The following is a 26,034-nucleotide window of genomic DNA, read 5'->3' on the forward strand; positions in this document are numbered from 1 at the left end:
CATGTCAGCAAGAGATTTATCTGTTATATTCAGTGTTATTTTAATTGTGGCGATGCTGGTCATACCGTTTCCGCCAATGCTATTAAGTATTTTAATCATTATTAATATTTCTCTTGCGCTTATCGTGCTTCTCACCACTATGAACATGCAAGAACCACTGGAATTTTCAATTTTTCCATCATTGCTTTTGCTCTTAACACTGTTTCGTTTAGGGCTTAACATCTCTACAACACGTTCTATTCTTTCAACAGGAGATGCTGGAAAGGTTGTAGAAACGTTTGGTTCATTTGTTGTTGGAGGAAATATCATCGTTGGTCTCGTTGTTTTCCTTATTCTGATCATCATTCAGTTTATTGTTATTACTAAAGGGGCTGAGCGTGTATCAGAGGTTGCGGCAAGATTTACACTTGATGCGATGCCAGGTAAACAAATGAGTATTGACGCTGATTTAAATGCAGGGATGCTGACAGAAAGTGAAGCAAGAAACCGCCGTGAAAAAGTAGCGAGGGAAGCAGACTTTTATGGAGCGATGGACGGTGCCAGTAAGTTCGTTAAAGGGGACGCCATCGCTGGTATTATCATCGTTATCATCAATATTATATTTGGAATTATTATTGGGATGCTTCAGCAAGGCATGTCGATTCAAGAATCAGCTTCCCACTTTACCCTGTTAACAGTAGGGGACGGAATTGTTTCTCAAATTCCGGCACTCCTCATTTCAACGGCGACAGGGATTGTTGTTACGAGAGCAGCTTCTAACGGAAACCTTGGATCAGACATTACAGGTCAGCTCTTTGCATTCCCAGCCATGCTTTATGTCACAGCAGGCACGATCTTCCTTCTTGGGCTGTTTACACCAATCGGCATACTTTTGACAGGACCGATCGCAGGTTTAATTGCACTTGGCGCATACATGATGTCGAAAAACAAACAAGACCAAGAAGAAATTGAAGAGGTACTGGAGGAACAGGCAGAGGTAGAAGAGATGAAAAGTCCAGAAAGCGTCATTCATCTTTTGCAAATGGATGCCATTGAATTTGAATTTGGCTACGGCTTGATTCCGCTAGCCGATGCAAATCAAGGCGGGGACCTGTTAGACCGAATTGTGATGATCCGAAGGCAGCTTGCCCTCGAACTAGGTCTTGTGATTCCAGTCGTACGGATCCGGGACAATATTGCACTGAACCCAAATGAATACCGGTTGAAAATTAAAGGGAACGAAGTAGCAAAAGGAGAGCTGCTGCTTGATCATTACTTAGCGATGTCTCCAACGCCTGATGATGATCCGATTGAAGGAATTGAAACAATTGAGCCATCCTTTGGTCTTCCGGCTAAATGGATCTCAGAAGCAGAAAAAGATCAGGCTGAGATGCTTGGCTATACGGTTGTAGATCCTGCATCGGTTGTGTCTACTCACATCACAGAGAAAATTAGACAAAACACACACGAACTGCTCGGGCGCCAAGAAACGAAGCAATTAATCGATCATCTAAAAGAAAGTTATCCTGTCTTAGTGGATGAGGTGACGCCAAACCCACTAGCAGTTGGTGATATTCAAAAAGTGTTGGCAAAACTGCTGAAAGAAAAGGTTTCTATTCGAAATCTTGTCACCATTTTTGAGACGCTTGCAGACTACGGAAAATTAACGACGGATACAGATTTGTTAACAGAGTATGTCAGACAGGCGCTGGCAAGACAGATTACTGCACAATATGCGAGAGAAAATGAATCGCTCAAAGTCGTGACATGCTCAGGCCGAGTGGAAAAGGTGATTGCTGACAGCGTACAGCAGACAGAGCATGGCAACTACTTATCGTTAGATCCAGAATCCTCTGAAAGTGTGATTCAATCAGTGGCGAGAGAAATTGAACAGCTTTCGCTTCGTCAGGAAACGCCGGTTCTATTGTGCTCACCTCCTATAAGAATGTACGTCAAGCAGCTGTTAGAAAGATATTTCCCGGATTTACCGGTACTATCTTATAACGAACTAGAAGCAAATGTGGAAGTACAGAGCATCGGAGTGGTGGATATCTAATGAAAATGAAAAAAATCACAGCGAATTCAATGCAGGAGGCAACGATTCAAATTAGGCAGCAGCTTGGAAAGGATGCCGTCATTTTAAATTCCAAAACCGTTGTGAAACGAAAGCTGTTCGGTTTAAAGAAACAGCAAATGGTTGAAGTGATTGCAGTGCTGGATCAAGATTTTGAAGAAAGAGCGGGTAAAGGTGGACACCCTGCGCCTCCTCTTCCAGTATTTCCGAAAAAGGAGCAGATTCAACACCGGCCTGAAGAGCCGTCTCTTGCTCCTGAGGCAGTGAAACCAGTACCTTCTCAAGCTCAGCCTTTAGAATATGCGAGGAATGAGCGGCATGCTGGTATTCTGCCTGATCCTCTCATGGCAATCGATCAAAAACTGAAGGATCAAGGTCTTGATGATGTCATTCGAGACGAATGCCTCAAAGGTCTTTTAACGAAGGGTGCTGTCAAGGAAGATCAAATTCAAAAAGAACTTGAACAACAGCTGACAGATATGCTGCCGGCTCACACCTCTGATGAGCCGATGATTCGTTCAAAATACATTGTGCTGTTTGGTTCAACTGGAGCTGGTAAAACAACAACGATTGCAAAGCTCGCTGCCAAAACGGCCATTCAGAAGCAAAAGAAAATCGCTTTTATTACAACAGATACGTACCGAATTGCAGCGATCGAACAACTGAAAACATATGCGGAACTGCTCAATGCACCGCTTGAGGTTTGTTATTCGAGAGAGGATTTTGTAAAAGCTCAAGAGACGTTTAAAGAGTATGATCATATTTTCGTAGACACAGCGGGTCGTAACTTTAAAGAAGAAGCGTATATCAAAGAGCTGACAGACATCATTCCATTTAATGAAAGCATTCAAAGTTTCCTAGTGATGAGTGCGACCTCGAAGTATCAGGATATGAAAGCCATGGTTAAACGCTTTGAACACGTTCCAATCGATCAATTCATTTTTACAAAGGTAGATGAAACAGACACGATGGGAACCATCTTTCAAATCATTGCAGACTCTCAAATTGGACTTGGCTTTTTAACAAATGGTCAAAATGTTCCTGAGGATATTCTTGAGGGCTCTCCTCTTGAATTAACAAGGATGGTCTTACAATGATGAAGCCCGACCAAGCAGAAGGTTTAAGAAAGCTCGTTCAGCAGAATCAAACGATCGCACCAGCTCCTCTTGGTATAAGCGGACAGGCAAAAACCATTGCTGTCATGAGCGGTAAAGGTGGGGTTGGAAAATCGAATTTGACGCTGAATATGGCACTGTCTATCGCAAATGCAGGGAAGCGAGTGTTAGTCATCGACCTTGATTTTGGTATGGGCAATATTGATATTTTACTAGGAAAAACTTCGACTAGCTCTATATTAGATGTTCTTGTCAGGAAGAAATCCTTCCAAGCAGCTATGACCCAAGGAACGAACAACCTTTATTACATTTCTGGTGGAAGCGGACTTGAACAGCTGTTTTCTTTAGATAAAGATCAATGGTCGTTCTTTCTAGAGGAAATGGAAAGAATGATGCACGACTTTGATTGTATCTTCTTTGATATGGGGGCTGGCTTGTCTAAAGATCAACTGCCTTTTGTTTTATCAGCAGGAGAAGTTGTGGTTGTGACAACGCCAGAACCAACATCAATCATGGATGCCTACAGCGCAATTAAACACTTAGCGATTCATCAGTTCGAACAATCTGTGCAAATCATTGTCAACCGGTGTAAAACCCCGTCAGAAGGGTCAGAAACCTACCGGAAGTTAGCAGGAGTGGTCACATCATTTTTACACAGAAAACTAGTATTTGCTGGTGCTGTGCCGGATGATCCTGCGGTTCCAAAAGCGGTGGCTGAACAAATTCCATTTTATATGAAGCAGCCTCATTCACGGCTGAGTAAAACGATCAAGATGCTGGCAGAAACACTTTATCAACAGCAGATAAGAGAGGCACAGAGAGAGCAGCATACGTTTATAGATAAGTTGTCCTCTTTTTTTAAAAGGAGGAAGGTGGACTCATGATTAGAGTGCTTGTAGTAGATGACTCGGCCTTTATGCGAAAGCTCATTAGTGATTTCCTAAGTGCCGAGCAAGAAATAGAAGTCGTCGGAACGGCGCGAAATGGGGAAGATGCCTTAAAACGGATCAAGGAACTGAATCCAGATGTCGTCACATTAGATGTGGAAATGCCTGTTTTAAATGGAACAGAAGCATTAAAACAAATTCTGGCTGAACACGACCTTGCCGTGATTATGGTGTCAAGCCAGACAAAGCAAGGGAAAGATTTAACCATCCATTGCTTAGAACTTGGTGCTTTTGACTTTGTGACAAAGCCTTCAGGAAGTATTTCGCTCGATTTACACAAAGTAAGAGGCCAAATTGTAGAGCGGGTGCTTGCGGCAGGGCTGTCAAGGAAACGCACTGAAGTACAGGTTTCTCCAAAGCCGGTGATGAAGCCGCCAATTCCAGTGGCTACACCTCGCCCGCAAGCCGTAAAAAGTGGCTCACTCCGAAAGATTATTTCAATCGGAACATCAACGGGAGGGCCAAGGGCACTTCAACGAGTTGTCACGAAGCTGCCTAAGGACATAGAAGCACCTATTTTGATTGTGCAGCATATGCCGGCAGGATTTACAGCATCACTTGCTACTAGGTTAGACCATTTATCTCAAATTTCGATTAAAGAAGCACAAGATGGAGACATCGCTAAAAATGGAGTGGCTTACATAGCGCCTGGTGGAATGAATATGTCACTTCATGAACAAGGGGCATCCTTAGTCATCAGGCTGTCTCCGGAGGACACAGAAAGCCGGCACAAACCTTCTGTTAACTATTTATTTGAATCTATCAGTCATATAAAGGGTTACGAGAAAATCGCTGTCATTATGACAGGCATGGGTAGTGACGGCACAGAAGGTGTCAAAAAAATGGTCGCAAGCGGTCATACAAAAGTCATTGCAGAAAAAGAAGAATCATGTGTTGTTTTCGGAATGCCTAAATCAGTCATTAAAGCAGGCCTTGCACATGAAACAAGGCATGTGGATGACATCGCACATGCAATTATAAGCTCCATGAATAAAGAGAGGGCGTGAACACGTTGGATGTAAACCAATACTTAGATATCTTTTTAGATGAAAGCAGAGAACACTTACAAACTTGTAATGAAAAACTTCTTGATTTAGAAAAGAACCCAACCGACTTGCAGCTAGTGAATGATATATTCAGAGCGGCTCACACATTGAAAGGCATGAGTGCAACGATGGGCTACGCTGATATGGCTCAGCTAACACATCACTTAGAAAACATGTTTGATGCCATTCGAAATGAACAAATGATTGTCACACCTGAGTCAATGGACACAATGTTTGAAGCACTTGATCACCTTGAAGCAATGGTTCAATCAATTGCAGAAGGCGGCGATGGGAAACGCGATGTCACAGAGATTAGTAAAAAGCTAGATGTGACAGGAAGCCATGCTGAGGCAGCTCCTAGTGTTGAAACAGGTGATGTATCAGCGGCTGCTACCGACTTAGACTATAACGAATTTGAACGAACAGTGCTTGATGAAGCGAGAGAACAAGGTTTTAAATGTTATGAACTCAATGTAACATTAAGCGACGCATGCTTATTAAAAGCCGTTCGTGTTTATATGATCTTTGAAAGACTGAACGAAGCAGGCGAAGTCGTTAAAACAGTTCCAAATGCAGAACTTTTAGAATCAGAAGATTTCGAATCTGAATTCAGTATTTCTTATTTATCTAAACAACCGATGGACGAAGTGAAGAAAATCGTGATGATGATCTCAGAAGTTGAACAAGTTGAGATCTCAGAAGTTTCTGCATTTGAAGAAGCGGCTCCAGCTGAAAAACAAGAAGCAAAACCTGAACAGGAAAAAGAAGAAGTATCTGTGCCTGCTGCGAAAGCACCAGCAAACGATGCGCCAAAAGCAAATGGCAATAACGGTGCAGCTGCCGGCGGAACAAAAACGATTCGTGTCAACATTGACCGTCTCGATTCTCTCATGAATCTATTTGAAGAACTGGTGATTGACAGAGGCCGTTTAGAACAGATTGCCAAAGAATTAGAAAATAATGAACTCACAGACACAGTTGAAAGAATGACACGTATTTCTGGAGATCTGCAATCGATCATCCTGAACATGAGAATGGTTCCTGTTGAAACGGTGTTTAACCGATTCCCTCGTATGATCCGTCAATTGACAAAAGAGCTGAATAAGAAAATTGAATTGATCATTGAAGGTGCTGAGACAGAGCTTGACCGAACGGTTATCGACGAGATTGGAGATCCGCTCTTACACTTACTTAGAAACAGTCTAGATCATGGAATTGAATCGCCAGAAGAACGTGTGAAAAAAGGCAAGCCAGAAAAAGGCACCGTTCTATTAAAGGCGTATCATAGCGGAAACCACGTCTTCATTGAAGTAGAAGATGATGGCGGTGGGATTAACCGTAAGAAAGTGCTTGAAAAAGCATTAGAGCGCGGCGTTATTACAGAAAGAGAAGCAGAGACACTTGAAGATCATCAAATTGATTCATTGATCTTTGCAGCAGGATTCTCTACAGCTGATACGATTTCTGACATCTCTGGCCGCGGTGTAGGCCTTGACGTTGTGAAAAACAAGCTGGAATCACTGGGCGGATCTGTAAGCATCAACTCAACAGAAGGACAGGGCTCACTATTCTCGATCCAGCTTCCGCTTACATTATCGATTATTTCTGTACTTCTTGTAAAACTGGAAGAGGAAACATTTGCGATTCCGATTTCTTCTATTATTGAAACGGCTGTCATTAAGAAAAGCGACATCCTTCAAACGCATGATCGCGAAGTAATTGATTTCCGCGGATTTATCGTACCGGTCGTGTACTTGAAGAAACAATTCCACGTACCAAATGCGAATGAATTAGAGGAAGAACTGCACATCATCGTTGTTCGTAAAGGAGATAAGCTGACAGCATTTGTGGTCGATTCATTTATTGGTCAGCAAGAGGTTGTATTGAAATCACTAGGAGATTACCTGCCAAACGTGTTTGCGATCTCAGGCGCAACAATCCTAGGCGACGGTCAAGTTGCACTCATCGTTGACTGTAATGCACTGATCAAGTAAAAAACAATAGAGGAGCGGTCTGAAATGAGTACAGATATCAAAACTGGCGAAAAGATGATTGTGTTTATCGTAAACAAAAAAGAATACGCCATTTCAGTATCAGAAGTAAAGTCCATTGAAAAATGGCAGCAGCCGACAAGAGTCCCTGGCGTTGCCCCTTATATATGCGGTGTTATTAATCTGCGCGGTGTCGTGACGCCTGTCATCGATCTTAGAGTGAGACTTGGATCAAGTGACAATGAAATTACAGATGAAACAAGAATGATTATTGTACAAGTTGGTGACATTGAAGTCGGCTGGATTGTTGATGAAGCGAATGATGTCATTACAGTCCATCAAGAAGAAGTAGAATCTTCTCCTGAGTCAGCTGAAAAAGAAGGACAATCATGGGTAACAGGTATCATTAAGCATGATCAGCGTCTATTTAATATCATTCACCCTGGTGCTGTCCTCGACAAGAGCGTTCAAGATGCACCTGTTCATTAAGGAGGATGTGAAATGAGCATTTTCAATGAAATAAAAGATGAACAGCTGGATGTATTAAGAGAGGTTGGGAATATTGGAGCAGGCCACGCCGCGTCTGCTCTTGCCAGCCTTTTGGATCGCAAAATAGATATGGCTGTTCCGTTTGTCAAGGTTCTCTCGTTTGAAGAATTAATGGATTTCTTTGGCGGTGCAGACCTCCCAGTTGCAAGCATTTTCCTGCGAATGGAAGGAGATTTATCTGGCTCTATCTTTTTCATTATGCCCTTTGAGCAAGCTGAGCAATTTGTAAGAGAGCTTGTACGAGATCCAGCATTTGATATTGATACCATTCACGAGCATGTGATGGGGACGTCAGCACTACACGAGCTGGGAAATATTTTAGCAGGCTCTTATTTATCAGCCCTTGCCGATTTAACAAAATTGCAGCTTCACCCAAGTGTTCCAGATGTTACGCTCGATATGTTCGGGGCTGTCATTAGCGAAGGGTTAATGCAATTCAGTCCTCTAGGTGATCAGGCAATTGTGATTGATACATCAATTTTTGATGATCAAAATAAGCAAGAGCTGAAAGGAAATATGTTTCTATTACCAGACTTTGAATCGTTTGAAAAACTATTCAAAGCATTAGGTAACCTTTAATGAACGTTCAGATTCCGGCAGTTGTAAAGGTTGGTATAGCGGATGTTCAGCTTGTGAAAACACCGGACCGCATTCGGACATCCGGACTTGGTTCTTGTGTAGGGCTTGTTCTGTTTGATCAAGAAAAAAAACTGGCAGGTCTTGTCCATGTCATGCTTCCAGACTCATCCCTTGCAAAAGGGGCAGTGGAGAACTTGGCTAAATATGCAGATACAGGTGTCAAGCATACAATTGATCTGCTCCTTAAAGAAGGAGCGCGCAAACATGCGCTAAAGGCAAAACTTGCTGGTGGCGCAGAAATGTTTAAGTTTAAGTCAACCAATGATCTGATGAGAATTGGACCTAGAAATGTATCAGCTGTTAAAGAACATCTGTCTCTTTATCGCATCCCGATCATTAGTGAGGATACGGGCGGGAACAATGGTCGTACGATTGAATTTGACCCGCTTACGACAGAGCTTGAGATCCGCACTGTGAAGCAAGGCATTATGAAGATATAACTAAGGAAGTATAGGGGGAGAAAGATGCAATCCTTAAATTACGAAGATCAGGCGCTATGGGCTAGATGGAAAGAGTGGAAGGACCCAGCTGCTGGAGATGATCTTATGCGCCGCTATATGCCGCTCGTCACATATCATGTTGGAAGAATTTCCATCGGTCTCCCGAAGTCAGTGCATAAAGAAGACTTGATCAGTCTAGGGATGCTCGGTTTATATGATGCCCTTGAAAAATTCGACCCCGGAAGAGATCTGAAGTTTGATACATATGCATCCTTCAGAATCCGCGGGGCCATCATCGACGGTCTTCGTAAAGAGGACTGGCTGCCTCGTACATCAAGAGAAAAAACAAAAAAAGTAGAAGCGGCTATTGAAAAGCTTGAACAACGCTATTTACGAAATGTGACGCCGACAGAAGTGGCAGAGGAACTTGGCATGAGTGAACAGGATGTTGTCACAACAATGAATGAAGGTTTCTTTGCAAATCTGCTTTCAATCGACGAGAAGCTGCATGATCAAGAAGACGGTGAAAACGTCCAAGTCATGATTCGCGACGAGAAAACTGTGACACCTGAAGAGAAGATGCTGAAAGATGAATTAATAGAACAGCTTGCTGAAAAAATGACCGAGCTATCTGAAAAAGAAAAGCTCGTGATCAGTCTTTTCTATAAAGAGGAACTGACGTTAACGGAAATCGGTCACGTGCTCAATTTATCGACCTCACGCATTTCGCAAATTCATTCAAAGGCATTGTTCAAGCTTAAGCATCTGCTTGATAAAGCCATTCAATCTTAAAGAGTTAGTGAGTGAAAAAATATGTTATGGCTGATTAGCTTCATGCTTCATGCTGCACTTATTTATTTTGTGATCATTTTATATACGAGAATGAATTCGCTGAAGGCAACTGAACAAAAGCAGCGAGAACTTCTAGAAGAAACGGAAAATACCCTGGCTGCATTTTTGATGGAAGTCAAAGAAGAGAATGACAAACTATCAAAAGTGGCAGCCGCTTCCCCTGATTTTTCTGCTGAAGAGCTGAAAACAGATTTTCAGACACCAAAGCAGCCACAAACACCAATTGAATCCCAGCAATCGGTAGAAAGTGAAGATCCAGTACCAGAGCACTTGTCGGCTCTCCTTAGCGAAGTCGAAGTGCAGGAAGAGAAGGTAAACGAACCCGTTCCACATCTTGAATCAGACGCTTTTGCGTCTTCTGAAAGTGAAGTAGAAGAAACATTCGAGGACCAAGTGAAGACCTTATATGACCAAGGGCATTCGCTAGAAGAAATAGCGAAAGAACTGAAAACGGGCAAGACAGAAATCGAGCTTTTATTAAAATTTAGCGGAAAGCTGTAAAGGATTCTTGATTGTCAGTCCATCATGTGTTATATTATTTCTTGGTGTTAAATACACACGCTTAATGATTCATATGAAGGTGCTGCCGTGGCGCAGTTTTATGTGAACATGACTTGAGCGGAGGAAAAAAAACCATTATATTAGGAGGCAACAACATGTCAGTTATTTCTATGAAACAATTGCTAGAAGCTGGTGTTCACTTCGGTCACCAAACGCGCCGCTGGAACCCAAAAATGAAGCGTTACATCTTTACAGAGCGTAACGGTATCTACATCATCGATCTTCAAAAAACGGTGAAAAAAGTAGAGGAAGCTTACAACTTCACGAAAAACCTTGCTGCTGACGGAGGAAAAATCCTTTTCGTTGGTACGAAAAAGCAAGCACAAGATTCAGTGAAAGAAGAAGCAATCCGTTCTGGTATGTTCTATGTGAACCAACGCTGGCTTGGTGGAACTTTGACAAACTTTGAAACAATCCAAAAACGTATCAAACGTTTAAAAGATATTGAAAAAATGCAAGAAAACGGTACATTCGATGTTCTTCCTAAGAAAGAAGTCGTTCAGCTGAAAAAAGAATTAGAACGTCTTGAAAAATTCCTAGGCGGAATCAAAGACATGAAAGGTCTTCCGGATGCACTTTTCATTATCGACCCTCGTAAAGAGCGTATTGCAGTTGCAGAAGCTCGTAAATTGAATATCCCAATCATCGGTATCGTTGACACAAACTGTGATCCAGACGAAATTGATGTTGTGATCCCTGCAAACGATGATGCAATCCGTGCTGTAAAACTTCTAACTGCTAAAATGGCAGATGCGATTCTTGAGTCTAAACAAGGCGAAGAAGAAGCTGTTGTAGAAGAAACGACAGAAACTGAAACAACAACTGCGTAACCTATTCAAAAGGTGATAAGAGGGAAATGCCTTTTATCACCTTTTTTTCACCTAGTAATCCGTGTTTTAACATAGAAGGAGGAAATGTAAAATGGCTATTACTGCTCAATTAGTTAAAGAACTGCGTCAAAAAACTGGTGCAGGTATGATGGACTGTAAAAAAGCGTTAACAGAAACTGATGGTGACATCGACAAAGCAATCGATCTTCTAAGAGAAAAAGGAATTGCAAAAGCTGCGAAAAAAGCAGACCGTATTGCTGCAGAAGGATTAACTCTTATCAAAACTGACGGCAACACAGGCGTGATTCTAGAAGTGAACTCTGAGACTGATTTCGTTTCGAAAAACGAAGGGTTCCAATCACTTCTTAACGAACTTGCTGATCATTTGCTTGCTGCTAAACCTGCAACAATTGAAGAAGCTCATGCTTCTAAAATGGAAAACGGTTCAACAGTTGAAGAGCATATCACATCTGCGATTGCGAAAATCGGAGAGAAAATCACTCTACGTCGTTTCTCTGTTATCACGAAAGAAGATAACGCAGCATTCGGTTCTTACTTACACATGGGCGGACGCATCGGTGTGTTAGCTGTTCTTAACGGAACAACTGACGAAGAGCTTGCAAGAGACATCGCAATGCACGTTGCTGCTGTAAACCCTAAATACATTTCTCGTGACCAAGTGTCAGAAGAAGAAGCAAACCGTGAGCGCGAAGTATTAACGCAGCAAGCGCTTCAAGAAGGAAAACCTGAAAACATCGTAGCTAAAATGGTAGAAGGCCGTCTAAACAAATTCTTCGAAGAAATTTGCTTACTTGACCAAGCTTTCGTTAAAAACCCAGATGAAAAAGTGAAACAAGTAGTAGCTGCGAAAAACGCAAGCGTTCAAACTTATGTTCGCTATGAAGTGGGCGAAGGCATCGAGAAGCGTCAAGACAACTTTGCTGAAGAAGTGATGAGCCAAGTGAAAAAATAATGTTTGAAAAGCTCTCTGGGGCTTTTTTAGGGAGCACAAGCACTGTGTTCCCTATTTTTTAGAGGATATTGATTTACAAAAGGCAGTTTCTTACGCATAATAAGAGACGGTATAGTTTACACTTGGAGGTTATCATGAGCAAACCGAAATATAATCGCATTGTACTGAAGCTAAGTGGCGAAGCACTAGCAGGTGATGCTGGAAATGGAATTAACCCAACTGTCATTCATTCAATTGCAAAGCAAGTAAAAGAAATTGCAGAGCTAGATGTTGAGGTTGCAGTTGTTGTAGGCGGAGGAAACCTTTGGCGCGGTAAGACAGGTAGTGACTTAGGAATGGACCGTGCAACAGCAGACTACATGGGCATGCTGGCAACAGTGATGAATTCACTCGCGCTACAAGACAGCCTAGAAACGCTTGGCATTCAGTCTAGGGTACAAACCTCTATCGAAATGAGACAGGTTGCAGAACCATACATAAGAAGAAAAGCGATCCGTCATCTTGAGAAGAAACGTGTCGTAATTTTTGCTGCAGGTACTGGTAACCCTTATTTCTCTACAGATACAACGGCAGCACTTCGTGCAGCAGAAATTGAAGCAGATGTCATTTTAATGGCGAAAAATAATGTAGACGGTGTCTACAGTGCTGATCCTCGTACAGATGCGGATGCAGTAAAATATGACAAGCTTTCATATCTTGATGTGCTAAAAGAAGGGCTTGCAGTAATGGATTCTACTGCGTCCTCATTATGTATGGACAATGACATTCCATTAATCGTATTCTCTATTATGGAAGAAGGAAATATTAAACGTGCCGTAAATGGCGAATCAATTGGAACGATTGTGAGGGGGAAATAACGTGTCAAAAGAAGTATTGAACCAAACGAAAGAAAAAATGGAAAAAGCCGTTCAAGCATACGGACGTGAACTTGCAACTGTTCGTGCGGGCAGAGCAAATGCTTCATTGCTTGATAAAGTGACGGTTGATTATTACGGTGCACAAACACCACTTAACCAAATCGCGTCAATCACAGTGCCAGAAGCACGTATGCTGATTATCACACCTTATGATAAAACAGCTATCGGTGATATCGAAAAATCGATCCAAAAGTCTGATCTTGGCATCACGCCAACAAGTGACGGAAATGTGATCCGTATTGCAATTCCTGCACTAACAGAAGAAAGACGTAAAGAGCTTGTGAAAGTGGTAAGAAAATATTCAGAAGAAGCAAAAGTAGCTGTTCGTAATGTTCGTCGTGATGCAAACGATGAGTTGAAAAAGCTCGAGAAAAATGGTGAGATCACTGAAGATGAATTAAGATCATCAACAGAGGATGTTCAAAAATTGACAGATGAATATGTCGCTAAAATTGATGACGTGACGAAAGATAAAGAAAAAGAAATCATGGAAGTTTAAGAAAAAACTATGTACAATAGATAATAGTGAAAAGACCCTCTTCATGTTTACAGGGGGTTTTTTTGTTAATACTGTTGGTGACTATATTATTAGCGGAAACGCAACCTTTTTGGGTGATGGAGGAATCTCATGCTCAATATACTCAAAAATTGGAAGAATCAGCAAACTGCAGCTTCCAACTTAGAAAGTCTGACAAAAGAAGACATATTAAATGGAGAAATTCCTGAACATATCGCCATTATCATGGATGGGAACGGAAGATGGGCAAAAAAACGTGCTCTTCCGCGGGTAGCAGGACATCATGAAGGAATGAAAGTCGTCAAGCGCATGACAAAGCTTGCAAATGAGCTGAATGTCAAAGTGCTGACTTTGTATGCTTTCTCTACAGAAAATTGGAAGCGTCCAAAACTAGAAGTAGACTTTTTAATGAAACTTCCTGAAGAATTTTTAAACATCTACCTGCCCGAGCTCATCGAGGAAAATGTCCGTGTTCGCTTAACAGGTGATCCAGACGGCCTCCCGCAGCATACGAAAAGAGCGGTGGAGAACGCAGTAAAGAGTACGACGAATAACGACGGGCTCATTTTGAATTTTGCGCTCAACTATGGAGGGCGCACAGAAATCGTCTCCGCATGCAGACAAATTTCTGAAAAAGTCAAAGAAGGTAAGCTTCAAGCAGAAGACATCACAGAAGAGATGTTTTCAGCTTATTTAATGACAGAATCTCTTCAAGATCCGGATTTGCTTATTCGCACAAGTGGAGAAATTAGATTAAGCAACTTCATGCTTTGGCAAATTGCGTACAGCGAATTTGTCTTTACGGATGTGCTTTGGCCTGACTTTTCTGATGAGCATCTTATAGGCGCTATCGGAGAATACCAGCGCCGCGGCCGGAGGTTCGGTGGAATTTAGAGGGTGGTGCAGATGAAACAAAGAATTTTGACGGGTGTTTTGGCAGCTGCAGTCTTTTTACTTGCAGTTATATATGGACAGATGCCATTTACCCTGCTGATTTACTTAATGGGAAGTGTCGCTCTCTTTGAGCTTCTAAGAATGAAAAAGATATCGATTTTTAGCTTTCCTGGTATTGTCAGCTTAATATTGCTTTGGCTTTTAATGGGCGGAGAGAATAGCTTCTTCCCGAACGTAGACGCATCAAAAATGCAGATTGCTTTATTTGCAGTCTTAATTCTTTTAACTTATACAGTGTTGAGCAAAAACTCTTTCACATTCGATGAGGTTGCTTTTGTAATATTAGCGACATTATATATTGGTGTCAGTTTCTATTATTTTATTCAAATTAGAGGCTTATATGGCATGAGTGCGATCTTCTTCGCAGCAGTGATTATTTGGTCCACTGACTCAGGTGCCTATTTTATTGGGAAATCGATGGGGAAACGAAAGCTCTGGCCAGAGATCAGCCCAAACAAAACAGTAGAAGGATTTATCGGCGGAATCGTCACAGCGGTCGTGTTGTCATTTGTGTTTCAGGCGGTTACAGGATTTTTGCCATCATATCTGCTCGTTATGTTTATTACGCTTTTGCTCAGTATCTTTGGACAGCTTGGCGACCTTGTGGAATCTGCTTTAAAGCGTCATTACCACGTGAAGGATTCAGGGACAATTCTCCCTGGACATGGCGGGATTTTGGACAGGTTTGACAGCTTTTTATTCGTTCTGCCGTTTTTATATTTATTGCTTGCAACGTTTGCCAGCTAACCTCATAGAAACTTATTGAACGAGAGAAGGAGTGGCAATTTGAGATATATTTCGCTATTAGGCGCAACAGGATCAATTGGAGAACAAACATTAGATGTGATGAGGCAGCACCCAGACAAATTTAAGCTAAAAGCCATGACGTTTGGCCGAAATGTAGACAAAGCCATACCAATCATTGAACAGTTTCAGCCTGAATTTGTCGGATGCTTAAGTGAAGAGGCCTATCACACGCTAAAAGGTCATTCATTTGAATACGATGTCAAGATGGCTGCTGGTGATGAAGCCAACATCGAAGCAGCGACCTATGAAGCAGTGGACGTTGTGGTCAATGCCCTTGTCGGAAGTGTCGGGCTTGTTCCAACATTAAAGGCCATTGAACAAAAAAAGACGATTGCACTCGCAAATAAGGAAACACTTGTGACAGCTGGTCATATAGTAAAAGAGTACGCGAAAAGATATGATGTACCTTTACTTCCTGTCGATAGTGAGCATTCCGCTATTTTTCAATGCCTGCAAGGTGAACAAGCTAAAAACATTGAACGCTTAATCGTGACAGCCTCAGGTGGTAGTTTCCGAGATAAAAAACGAACTGAACTTGAAGGTGTTACGGTTGAAGAAGCGCTGAACCACCCAAACTGGTCGATGGGAGCGAAAATTACCATTGATTCAGCGACGATGATGAATAAAGGGCTCGAGGTGATTGAGGCACATTGGTTGTTTGATATACCGTATGAACAAATTGATGTGCTGTTACATAAAGAGAGCATTATCCATTCGATGGTGGAATTTCACGACAAAAGCGTCATGGCTCAGTTAGGGACACCTGACATGAGAGTGCCCATTCAATATGCACTCACATACCCTGACAGGGCGCCATTACCAGAAGCAAAATCATTGAACCTTTGGGAGATTGGACAATTGAATTTCCAAAAAGCGGATTTTGACAGGTATCGCTGCTTACATTTTGCTTATGAATCAGGTAAAATAGGAGGGACAATGCCTGCTGTGCTCAATGCAGCAAATGAAATGGCAGTCGATGCATTTCTGAAAGGCAAAGTAACATTCCTGCAAATTGAAGAATTGATTGAAAAGGCACTAAACAGACATCATGTGATTTCAACGCCTAGTTTGCAAGATATCCATGAAGTGGACAAAGATACACGAGACTTTGTTCAATCAATCCTCACATAAGGTGGTATGTTCGTGAATACAGTGATTGCGTTTATTATTATTTTTGGAACGCTCGTTTTTTTCCACGAGCTTGGCCATTTAATTATGGCGCAGCGAGCGGGGATTTTATGCCGTGAGTTCGCAATTGGTTTTGGGCCGAAGATTTTCTCCTTTAAACGAAAAGAAACCGTTTATACCATTAGACTTCTCCCTATTGGCGGATTTGTTAAAATGGCAGGAGAGGACCCTGAAGTCATTGAAATTAAACCAGGTCATACAGTGGGGCTCTTATTCAATGAGCAAAATGAAGTAGAAAAAATCATTTTAAATGATAAAGAAAAATATCCTGATGCACTTGTCATCGAAGTTGAGCAGATTGATTTAGATCATGCCATGAGAATCTCAGGATATGAAGCTGGAAATGAAGATATTTTGACTGGCTACAATGTAAGTCAAACAAGCTTTTATATTGCAGATGGTGAAGAGATTCAAATCGCACCGTACAATCGTCAATTTGGATCAAAAACGGTATGGCAGCGTATTAAAGCGATCGCAGCTGGACCGATTATGAACTTTATCTTGGCGTATGTGATTTTAGTTGCTTTAGGGTTTATTCAAGGGGTCACCGTTGATGATCCTGTACTCGGCAAGCTGACGAAAGACGGCCGAGCGGCAGAAGCTGGACTCATGCAGGGAGACCACATCGTGTCCATTAACGGGGATAAAATGAATTCTTGGACAGATGTCGTTCAAACCGTTCAAAAGAACCCTGAGAAAAAAATGAATGTCGTCATTGACCGAGACGGCAAAGAAAGCACTGTGCAGGTTGTACCAGAAGCTGTGAAAGCAGACGGAAAAAACATTGGCCGTTTCGGATCTTATCCGCCAACGGAAAATGGATTTCTGAAGGTTATTTCATCCTCAGGAACGACTGTGATTTCAACAGCAGGTCTGATTTTAACGAACTTACAAAAGATTGTCACAGGGCAATTTTCACTAGATATGTTAGCAGGTCCTGTTGGGATCTATGACATGACAGGAGAAGTAGCTAAGCAAGGTGTGTTAACATTAATGCAGTTTGCGGCGTTCCTTAGTATTAACTTAGGTATCGTGAATTTATTGCCGATTCCTGCACTAGACGGAGGACGTTTACTATTCTTGTTTGTTGAAGCCATTCGCGGTAAACCAATTAATCGTGAGAAAGAAGCACTTGTTGTCTTTATCGGTGTTGCATTCCTCATGCTGTTAATGCTAGTGGTTACGTGGAATGACATCCAGCGATTATTTTTATAAAACCAATGTCTCTTGTTTCTCATTACGGGAAACAAGAGTTTTTGTGAGAAGTCCTATTTCATAAATGAGGTGTAACGACATGAGACAATCCCTGACTTTCATACCAACTCTTCGAGAGGTGCCAGCAGATGCTGAGGCAAAAAGTCACCAGCTCTTAGTAAGAGCTGGGTTCATTAGACAAAACACAAGCGGAATCTATCATTATCTGCCGCTTGCTCATAAAGTCATCCAGCATATTCAATCCATCGTTCGCAAGGAGATGGAAAAGGCGGGAGCAGCTGAGCTGTTAATGCCAGTGCTGCAGCAGGCAGAAATGTGGCAAGAGTCAGGAAGATGGTATACATACGGTCCAGAATTGATGCGTATGAAAGATCGTCATGGCCGTGAGTTTGCACTTGGCCCAACGCACGAAGAAGTGATTACATCACTTGTACGCAGCGAAGTGAAATCGTATAAGAAGCTTCCTTTAACTCTTTATCAAATTCAATCAAAATTCCGCGACGAACAGAGACCGCGTTTTGGGCTACTGCGCGGACGTGAATTTATTATGAAGGATGCGTACTCATTCCATTCTTCACCAGAAAGCCTTGATGACACTTACAACAAGATGTTTACAGCTTACTCCAATGTATTCTCAAAAGTAGGTCTTAATTTTAGACCAGTTATTGCAGATTCTGGTGCAATGGGAGGAAAAGATACACATGAGTTTATGGCACTGTCAGAAGTAGGAGAAGATACAATCGCATACTCTGATACATCTTCCTATGCTGCGAACATTGAAATGGCTGAAGCTGTATATCAAGGAGAAGAAGCAAATCCTGCGGACTTCAAAGAACTTGAAAAAGTCCATACACCGCAAGCAAAAACGATTCAAGACATCGCTGGATTTTTAGAAGTTGATCCTTCTCTTTGTATCAAGTCTGTTTTGTTTAAAGCAGATGATGCGTATGTTCTCATCCTGACGAGAGGCGACCATGAAGTAAATGATGTGAAAGTGAAAAACTTGGTAGGAGCACAGCTTGTAGAGCTTGCTACTCGCGAAGAAGTACTAGAAGTCATTGGAACAGAGCCTGGATTTGTTGGTCCAGTGAAGCTGGAAGCAGAAGTCGATATTTATGCAGACCTTGCGGTTAAAGGCATGACAAATGCTGTTGCAGGTGCAAACGAAGCGGATTATCACTATATCAATGTCAATCCTGCGCGTGATGTGTCAGTGAAAGAATTCACAGATCTCCGTTTGATCCAAGAAGGCGACGTTTCTCCAGATGGAGAAGGCACAATCCAGTTTGCTAAAGGGATTGAAGTAGGACAAGTCTTTAAACTAGGCACTCGTTATTCTGAGTCAATGGATGCGACGTACCTTGATGAGAATGGTCGAGCGCAGCCAATGATTATGGGCTGCTATGGTATCGGTATCTCTAGAACGCTTTCAGCGATTGTTGAACAGCATCACGATGAGAAAGGAATCATTTGGCCGGAAGCTGTTGCGCCATATGACCTTCATCTCCTTGCATTAAATATGAAAAACGATGCTCAAAAAGAGCTAGCTGAAACGTTATACGAGCGCTTAGAAGATGAGGGCTTTGACGTACTTTTCGATGACCGTCAGGAGCGAGCAGGCGTGAAATTTGCAGACAGTGATTTAATTGGGCTGCCAATTCGCATTAGCTGCGGAAAACGTTCAGAAGAAGGCATTGTTGAAGTGAAGTTTAGAAAATCAGGGGAATCACACGAAGTATCTGTTGATGAGCTGATTTCTTTTATACGCCAAGCATAAAAAACGAACAAAAAAATGAAGGTACCTCCTGTAGAAAAGAGGTACCTTTCTGATTGACAAAAGGAGGGTCCTGTCTTGGATGAACAATTACCGATCACACGGCGGCAATTTCATATATTACTCAATCAGATTCAAATGACAGATGATGACCTCAGTCGTTACTTTGAAGAAGGAGAAATCGTCAAATTGACGGTGCATAAGGCGGCGAAAACGTGGCATTTCCTTTTTAAATTTAAGGCGCTTTTGCCTTACAAGGTATATGCAATGTTTCTCAGCAGGCTGACAAATGCATTTTCTCATATTGCACAAGTCACTTGCACGATTGAAGTCAATGATTCGAGCATCTCTGAAGAGCTCGTTCAATCGTATTGGTCACATTGTGTGGAAGAGCTTCAAGGAATTTCTCCTCCAATTATCAGCTTGCTTCAGCAGCAAAAACCATCGCTGTCTGGACATAAAATCATCATCAAAACGAAAAGCGAAACAGAGGCTTTGGCCATCAAGAAGAAGTACAGTCCAATGCTCCAGGCTGCTTTTAAACAAGTAGGCTTTCCAGAATTGCAATTTGATACAGAAATTTTTGTATCAGATCAAGAGATTCAGAAGTTCAGAGAACAAAAGCTTGCAGAAGATCAAGAAAGAGCGATGCAAGCCCTCACTGAGATGGAGAAGAAGGAAAGTGAGGAGCAGGAAGAAGGTCCGTCTGGCCCACTCATGATTGGCTATCAAATTAAAGACAATGAAGAAATTCGTACGCTTGATAGTATTATGGATGAGGAAAGAAGAATCACCGTCCAGGGCTACGTATTCGATGCAGAAACGCGTGAGCTGAAAAGCGGCAGAACGCTTTGTATCTTTAAAATTACAGATTATACAAACAGTATTTTAATTAAAATGTTTGCAAGAGAAAAAGAAGATGCCCAGCTGATGAAATCATTGAAAAAAGGCATGTGGGTCAAAGCAAGAGGAAGCATTCAAAACGATACGTTTGTCAGAGACCTTGTCATGATTGCCAATGACGTCAATGAAATGAAACCTCAGCTGAAAGAGGATACGGCACCTGAGGGTGAAAAGCGTGTCGAGCTTCATTTGCATTCCCCAATGAGTCAAATGGATGCTGTTACTGGCATTGGCAAGTTGGTGGAACAAGCAAAAAAATGGGGACATGAAGCGATTGCTCTGACGGATCATGCGGTTGTACAATCCTTCCCAGATGCCTATGCAGCAAGTAAAAAGCATGACATCAAAATGATGTATGGTGTGGAAATCAACTTGGTTGACGACGGAGTACCTATTGCCTATAATCCAGAGCACCGTTTGTTAGAGGATGCAACATATGTTGTATTTGACGTAGAGACAACTGGACTTTCAGCTGTGTATGACACGATTATTGAGCTGGCAGCAGTGAAAATAAAGGGCGGAGAAATCATTGACCGTTTTGAGGCATTTGCAAATCCTCATCACCCACTATCAGCGACAACGATCGAATTAACAGGTATCACGGATGATATGGTCAGAGATGCTCCAGATGTCGTCGATGTCGTACGGGATTTCAAAGAATGGATTGGACAAGATATCCTTGTTGCGCACAATGCAAGCTTTGATATGGGCTTTTTAAATACAGCGTACAAACGCCTGTTAAAAACAGATAAAGCGTCAAACCCTGTGATTGATACACTGGAACTTGGCCGATTCCTTTACCCTGAATTTAAGAATCACCGGCTGAACACACTTTGTAAAAAGTTCGATATAGAACTGACGCAGCATCACCGGGCCATTTACGATGCAGAGGCGACAGGCTACCTCATGCTGAAAATGCTAAAAGATGCGGCTGAAAAGGATATTGCCTATCACGATCAATTGAATGAAAACATGGGTCAGTCTAATGCTTACCAGCGCTCACGTCCTTACCATGCCATTCTGATCGCACAAAATGAGACAGGGCTGAAAAATTTATTCAAGCTTGTTTCTCTTTCTCATATTCATTATTTCTACCGAGTGCCGCGCATTCCGCGCTCACAGCTTGAGAAATATCGAGAAGGTTTAATTATTGGGTCTGCCTGTGATAAGGGTGAAGTGTTTGAAGGGATGATGCAAAAATCACCTGATGAGGTTGAAGACATTGCAGCATTTTATGACTATTTAGAAGTTCATCCGCCAGAAGTGTATCAGCATCTGCTACAGCTGGAGCTTGTTCGAGATGAACGTGCGTTAAAAGAAATCATCACAAACATTGTGAAGCTTGGCGAAAAGCTGAATAAACCAGTCGTAGCAACCGGAAATGTGCATTATCTGCATCCAGAAGACAAAATTTATCGTAAAATCTTAATTTCATCACAAGGTGGAGCAAATCCGCTGAATCGTCATGAACTGCCAAAAGTTCATTTTAGAACGACAGATGAAATGCTTGAAGCATTCTCCTTTCTAGGAGAGGAAAAAGCGAAAGAGATCGTCGTGACGAATACGAAAAAAGTCTCTGAGATGGTCGAAAGCATTAAACCAATCAAAGATGACCTATACACACCAAAAATTGAAGGTGCAGATGAAGAAGTACGGGAAATGAGCTATCAAATGGCGCGCAGCATCTATGGAGATGATTTGCCGAAAATCGTAGAAGACCGTATTGAGAAAGAATTAAAAAGTATTATCGGGCATGGATTCGCCGTTATTTACTTAATCTCTCATAAGCTTGTAAAGAAATCACTTGATGACGGATATCTTGTTGGTTCAAGGGGATCTGTCGGCTCATCTCTTGTTGCAACTTTAACAGAGATTACCGAAGTGAACCCGCTTGCGCCGCATTATGTATGTCCAAGCTGTAAGCATTCCGAGTTCTTTAACGACGGATCTGTTGGTTCAGGCTTTGACCTTCCTGACAAGGACTGCCCGGAATGTGGCACGCCGTACAAAAAAGACGGGCATGATATTCCGTTTGAAACGTTCTTAGGTTTTAAAGGAGACAAAGTCCCTGATATCGACTTGAACTTCTCAGGTGAATATCAGCCGATTGCCCATAACTATACGAAAGAGCTGTTCGGTGAAGAGTATGTATACCGAGCAGGTACGATTGGTACTGTTGCAGAAAAAACAGCATATGGTTACGTGAAAGGCTACGCTGGAGATCATAATCTTCATATGAGGGGCGCAGAAATCGACCGGCTTGTACAAGGCTGTACAGGGGTAAAACGGACAACGGGCCAGCATCCAGGCGGTATTATTGTAGTGCCGGATTATATGGACATTTACGATTTCTCACCTATTCAATTTCCAGCAGATGCGACAGGTTCTGATTGGAAAACGACGCATTTTGATTTCCACTCAATCCATGACAACTTGCTCAAACTTGATATATTAGGGCACGATGATCCTACGGTTATTCGTATGCTTCAGGATTTAAGCGGAATTGATCCAAAGACGATTCCAACAGATGATCCAGAAGTGATGAAAATTTTCCAAGGAACAGAGCCTCTTGGTGTAACAGAGGAGCAAATTGGCTGTAAAACAGGTACACTCGGTATTCCAGAGTTTGGGACAAGGTTTGTTCGGCAAATGCTTGAGGATACAAAACCAACAACCTTCTCAGAGCTTGTTCAGATCTCTGGATTATCACACGGGACGGATGTATGGCTCGGGAACGCGCAAGAGCTCATTCACAATAAAACGTGTGAACTAAGTGAAGTGATTGGGTGCCGTGACGATATTATGGTCTATCTCATCTATCAGGGCTTAGAGCCGTCACTTGCCTTTAAAATCATGGAGTCTGTTCGTAAAGGAAAAGGACTTCCCCCTGAATGGGAAGAAGAAATGAAGAATAATAATGTACCGAACTGGTATATTGATTCTTGTAAAAAGATCAAATACATGTTCCCTAAGGCCCACGCAGCTGCTTACGTATTAATGGCTGTACGGATTGCCTACTTTAAGGTGCATCATGCACTTTTATACTATGCGGCTTATTTTACCGTTCGTGCAGATGACTTTGATATTGAAACAATGACAAAAGGATCGAATGCGATTCGAGCGGTCATGGACGATATTAACTCAAAAGGTTTAGATGCTTCACCGAAAGAAAAGAACCTATTAACTGTACTAGAGCTTGCCCTTGAAATGTGTGAAAGAGGCTACCATTTCAAAAAAGTGGATCTCTATCGATCAAGTGCAACAGAGTTTATCATTGATGGAGATGGATTAATTCCGCCATTCAACTCAATCCCTGGACTCGGAACGAACGTTGCGTTAAATATTGTTCGCGCACGTCAAGATGGGGAATTCCTTTCAAAAGAGGATTTACAAAAACGCGGAAAAGTGTCGAAAACGATTCTAGAATATTTAGATCGTCAAGGCTGCTTAGAAGCACTTCCTGATCAAAACCAGCTTTCTTTGTTTTAATGCGATCAATGAAGAGCGCCCTTAAAGGGGCGTTTCTTTTTTATATATACAATAATATTATTATGTTAACTAATAAAGAATTTCCACCAAATGGAATCATTTTCTAATTCATTCATATACCTTGATTTAGCGTGATGTTTTAAAAGAAGAGATTGTATGTCATTCTTTCTACCCAAATAGAGCAAAAAAGAGAATTTCGCCGTCTGAAATGTTCTCAATCGACATATGATCATTCTGGGTACAGTCACAGAAAGAATCAAGAGAAAAAAACTTCGATGAGCGCAAAGCTGATTGCTGTTTACTATGCTTATTTTTGAAACATATTTGATTCTTTTCAAAGCTGTTCAAATCACGTTCTGAATCAAAGGAGGTGGCTTGTCTATTCATGTTTGACTAAATAGAAGGGGTGAGTCATACAGAAATGGCATCGTATAACTATGTAGAGGTTCTTCAAAAATCCTTGTTGTTTTATGAAGCGCAGCGGTCTGGAAAACTGCCTAAAAGCAGCCGTCTCAACTGGCGGGGAGATTCTGGACTAGAGGACGGGAAGGATGTAGGGCATGACTTAACTGGCGGCTGGTATGACGCAGGTGATCATGTGAAATTTGGACTTCCAATGGCGTACTCAGCAGCTGTGCTTGCATGGACAGTATATGAATACCGAGAAGCCTATGAAGAGGCAGAACTGCTTGATGACATCCTCGATCAAATCAGGTGGGCAACAGATTATTTTTTGAAAGCTCATACAGGTCCGAACGAGTTTTGGGCGCAGGTAGGTGATGGGAACGCTGATCATGCTTGGTGGGGACCGGCAGAAGTGATGCCGATGAGCCGGCCAGCTTTTAAAATTGATGAAAATTGTCCAGGAACAGAAGTGGCCGCACAAACTGCGGCAGCTTTAGCAGCGGGCTCTATCATTTTTAAAGAGACAGATGCCCCTTATGCAGCAAAGCTTCTGACGCACGCGAAACAGCTGTATGCATTTGCGGACAGGTATCGCGGCGAGTATACAGATTGTGTCACAAACGCTCAGCCGTTTTACAACTCATGGAGCGGCTATATTGATGAACTCATTTGGGGCGGAATCTGGCTGTACTTGGCAACAAATGAAGAAACCTATTTAAATCAAGCATTAAAAGCAGTAGAGGAATGGCCGAAGGATTGGGATTATACGTTTACCATGTCCTGGGACAATACTTTTTTTGCTTCGCAAATCTTACTCGCCAGAATCACGAAAGAGAATCGATTTATAGAATCGACAGAGCGTAATCTTGATTACTGGACCACAGGTTTTGTTCAAAATGGAAAAGTCGAAAGAATCACTTATACGCCTGGCGGTTTGGCATGGCTTGATCAATGGGGCTCGCTTCGTTATACAGCAAATGCAGCATTTTTAGCCTTTGTTTACGCTGATTGGGTGTCAGATGAAGAAAAAAAGAATCGATACCAAACGTTTGCGATCAACCAAACTCACTATATGCTTGGTGATAATCCGCTTAATAGAAGCTATGTCGTTGGGTTTGGCCAGAACCCGCCGAAGCATCCACACCACCGAACTGCACACGGTTCATGGTCTAATCAGCTGACAAATCCTTCGAATCATCGTCACACTCTTTATGGGGCGCTCGTTGGCGGACCAAATGCACAGGATCAATATGACGATGACATCTCTGATTATGTATCAAACGAGGTGGCGACGGACTATAATGCCGCTTTTACAGGAAATATAGCCAAAATGGTGCAGCTGTTTGGAAAAGGGCAATCAAAGCTGCCCAATTTCCCGCCTCAAGAACAACCAGAGGATGAGTTTTTTGTAGAGGCAGCAGTGATGAATAACGATGCAACATCTACTCAAGTAAAGGCGGTTCTATACAACCGGTCCGGATGGCCGGCGAGACGTAGTCAAACGCTCTCCTTTAGATATTACGTCAATCTGAGTGAGGTCTTTGCAAAGGGATTCACTGAAAAAGATATTCAAGTGACAGCCGCCTACAATGAAGGCGCTTCCTTATCTCCGATCAAGGTATATGACGCATCAGCTCACGTGTATTATGCAGAAATTGATTTTACAGGCGTAGCGATTTTTCCTGGAGGAGAATCAGAGCATAAGAAGGAAATACAATTTCGATTATCTGCACCAAATGGGTCGAATATATGGGATGCCTCAAATGATTATTCCTTTCAAGGCTTAACATCCAATATGCAAAAAACACCGAGAATTCCTGTTTTTGATGATGGTGCTTTAGTATTTGGTACACTTCCAGACAAATAAAA

The 26,034-nt window shown here is 42.1% G+C and carries 21 protein-coding genes; all 21 read left to right on the forward strand.

Going from position 1 to position 26,034, the window contains the following annotated elements; all coding sequences use genetic code 11:
- The first annotated feature begins 1 nt into the window (after window position 1).
- A complete protein-coding gene (gene flhA / locus MHH41_RS07890; protein ID WP_003212241.1) occupies window positions 2–2,035 on the forward strand; it encodes a flagellar biosynthesis protein FlhA in 2,034 nt (677 codons plus the stop codon).
- A complete protein-coding gene (gene flhF, locus MHH41_RS07895; RefSeq protein WP_106032949.1) occupies window positions 2,035–3,150 on the forward strand; it encodes a flagellar biosynthesis protein FlhF in 1,116 nt (371 codons plus the stop codon). Before flhA ends, flhF begins: the two co-directional genes overlap by 1 nt.
- Window positions 3,147–4,052 carry a MinD/ParA family protein gene (locus MHH41_RS07900; protein WP_106028951.1) on the forward strand — a complete coding sequence of 302 codons (906 nt, stop codon included), beginning with the start codon at window positions 3,147–3,149 and terminating at the stop codon, window positions 4,050–4,052. Before flhF ends, MHH41_RS07900 begins: the two co-directional genes overlap by 4 nt.
- Window positions 4,049–5,122 (forward strand): protein-glutamate methylesterase/protein-glutamine glutaminase, encoded by a 1,074-nt coding sequence (locus MHH41_RS07905; RefSeq protein WP_340866062.1) that lies wholly within the window; start codon window positions 4,049–4,051, stop codon window positions 5,120–5,122. The genes MHH41_RS07900 and MHH41_RS07905 overlap by 4 nt, the downstream gene beginning before the upstream one ends.
- Before the next feature lie 5 nt (window positions 5,123–5,127).
- Complete coding sequence (locus MHH41_RS07910; RefSeq protein WP_340866065.1) at window positions 5,128–7,155, forward strand: chemotaxis protein CheA; 2,028 nt, start codon at window positions 5,128–5,130, stop codon at window positions 7,153–7,155.
- A gap of 24 nt (window positions 7,156–7,179) precedes the next feature.
- Window positions 7,180–7,641 (forward strand): chemotaxis protein CheW, encoded by a 462-nt coding sequence (locus MHH41_RS07915; RefSeq protein WP_003211606.1) that lies wholly within the window; start codon window positions 7,180–7,182, stop codon window positions 7,639–7,641.
- Window positions 7,642–7,653: 12 nt separating this feature from the next.
- Window positions 7,654–8,280: a chemotaxis protein CheC gene (locus MHH41_RS07920; protein ID WP_003211405.1), complete on the forward strand. Its 627-nt coding sequence runs from the start codon at window positions 7,654–7,656 to the stop codon at window positions 8,278–8,280.
- Window positions 8,280–8,780 (forward strand): chemotaxis protein CheD, encoded by a 501-nt coding sequence (locus MHH41_RS07925; RefSeq protein WP_003212153.1) that lies wholly within the window; start codon window positions 8,280–8,282, stop codon window positions 8,778–8,780. The genes MHH41_RS07920 and MHH41_RS07925 overlap by 1 nt, the downstream gene beginning before the upstream one ends.
- A 24-nt stretch (window positions 8,781–8,804) precedes the next feature.
- On the forward strand, window positions 8,805–9,572 hold the full coding sequence (locus MHH41_RS07930) for a FliA/WhiG family RNA polymerase sigma factor (protein WP_012009976.1): 768 nt from the start codon (window positions 8,805–8,807) through the stop codon (window positions 9,570–9,572).
- Window positions 9,573–9,593: 21 nt separating this feature from the next.
- On the forward strand, window positions 9,594–10,133 hold the full coding sequence (locus MHH41_RS07935) for a Swarming motility protein SwrB (RefSeq protein WP_050945035.1): 540 nt from the start codon (window positions 9,594–9,596) through the stop codon (window positions 10,131–10,133).
- Window positions 10,134–10,288: 155 nt separating this feature from the next.
- Window positions 10,289–11,023: a 30S ribosomal protein S2 gene (gene rpsB, locus MHH41_RS07940; RefSeq protein ID WP_003212093.1), complete on the forward strand. Its 735-nt coding sequence runs from the start codon at window positions 10,289–10,291 to the stop codon at window positions 11,021–11,023.
- Window positions 11,024–11,114: 91 nt separating this feature from the next.
- The gene (gene tsf / locus MHH41_RS07945; RefSeq protein WP_003211584.1) at window positions 11,115–11,996 is read left to right on the forward strand and encodes a translation elongation factor Ts; all 882 of its coding nucleotides are present in this window, start codon (window positions 11,115–11,117) and stop codon (window positions 11,994–11,996) included.
- Window positions 11,997–12,130: 134 nt separating this feature from the next.
- The gene (gene pyrH, locus MHH41_RS07950) at window positions 12,131–12,853 is read left to right on the forward strand and encodes a UMP kinase (protein WP_003210919.1); all 723 of its coding nucleotides are present in this window, start codon (window positions 12,131–12,133) and stop codon (window positions 12,851–12,853) included.
- A 1-nt stretch (window position 12,854) separates the two neighbouring features.
- Window positions 12,855–13,412, forward strand: a complete 558-nt coding sequence (gene frr / locus MHH41_RS07955) for a ribosome recycling factor (RefSeq protein ID WP_003212469.1) — start codon at window positions 12,855–12,857, stop codon at window positions 13,410–13,412.
- A gap of 129 nt (window positions 13,413–13,541) precedes the next feature.
- On the forward strand, window positions 13,542–14,324 hold the full coding sequence (locus tag MHH41_RS07960; RefSeq protein ID WP_003212321.1) for an isoprenyl transferase: 783 nt from the start codon (window positions 13,542–13,544) through the stop codon (window positions 14,322–14,324).
- Between the two features lie 12 nt (window positions 14,325–14,336).
- Window positions 14,337–15,131 carry a phosphatidate cytidylyltransferase gene (locus MHH41_RS07965; RefSeq protein WP_044141895.1) on the forward strand — a complete coding sequence of 265 codons (795 nt, stop codon included), beginning with the start codon at window positions 14,337–14,339 and terminating at the stop codon, window positions 15,129–15,131.
- Window positions 15,132–15,170: 39 nt separating this feature from the next.
- Window positions 15,171–16,322, forward strand: coding sequence for a 1-deoxy-D-xylulose-5-phosphate reductoisomerase (dxr, locus tag MHH41_RS07970; RefSeq protein ID WP_106032950.1), 1,152 nt, complete (start codon window positions 15,171–15,173; stop codon window positions 16,320–16,322).
- A gap of 6 nt (window positions 16,323–16,328) precedes the next feature.
- A complete protein-coding gene (rseP, locus tag MHH41_RS07975; protein WP_106055909.1) occupies window positions 16,329–17,594 on the forward strand; it encodes an RIP metalloprotease RseP in 1,266 nt (421 codons plus the stop codon).
- 79 nt (window positions 17,595–17,673) lie between these two features.
- A complete protein-coding gene (locus tag MHH41_RS07980; RefSeq protein WP_050945032.1) occupies window positions 17,674–19,371 on the forward strand; it encodes a proline--tRNA ligase in 1,698 nt (565 codons plus the stop codon).
- Window positions 19,372–19,506: 135 nt separating this feature from the next.
- Window positions 19,507–23,760 (forward strand): PolC-type DNA polymerase III, encoded by a 4,254-nt coding sequence (locus MHH41_RS07985; protein WP_233421743.1) that lies wholly within the window; start codon window positions 19,507–19,509, stop codon window positions 23,758–23,760.
- 421 nt (window positions 23,761–24,181) lie between these two features.
- Window positions 24,182–26,032: a glycoside hydrolase family 9 protein gene (locus MHH41_RS07990; RefSeq protein WP_340866665.1), complete on the forward strand. Its 1,851-nt coding sequence runs from the start codon at window positions 24,182–24,184 to the stop codon at window positions 26,030–26,032.
- Window positions 26,033–26,034 lie beyond the last annotated feature (2 nt).

Origin of the sequence: Bacillus sp. FSL K6-1145 (assembly GCF_038003425.1) — a bacterium.
In the GTDB taxonomy this organism is placed as follows: domain Bacteria; phylum Bacillota; class Bacilli; order Bacillales; family Bacillaceae; genus Bacillus; species Bacillus pumilus.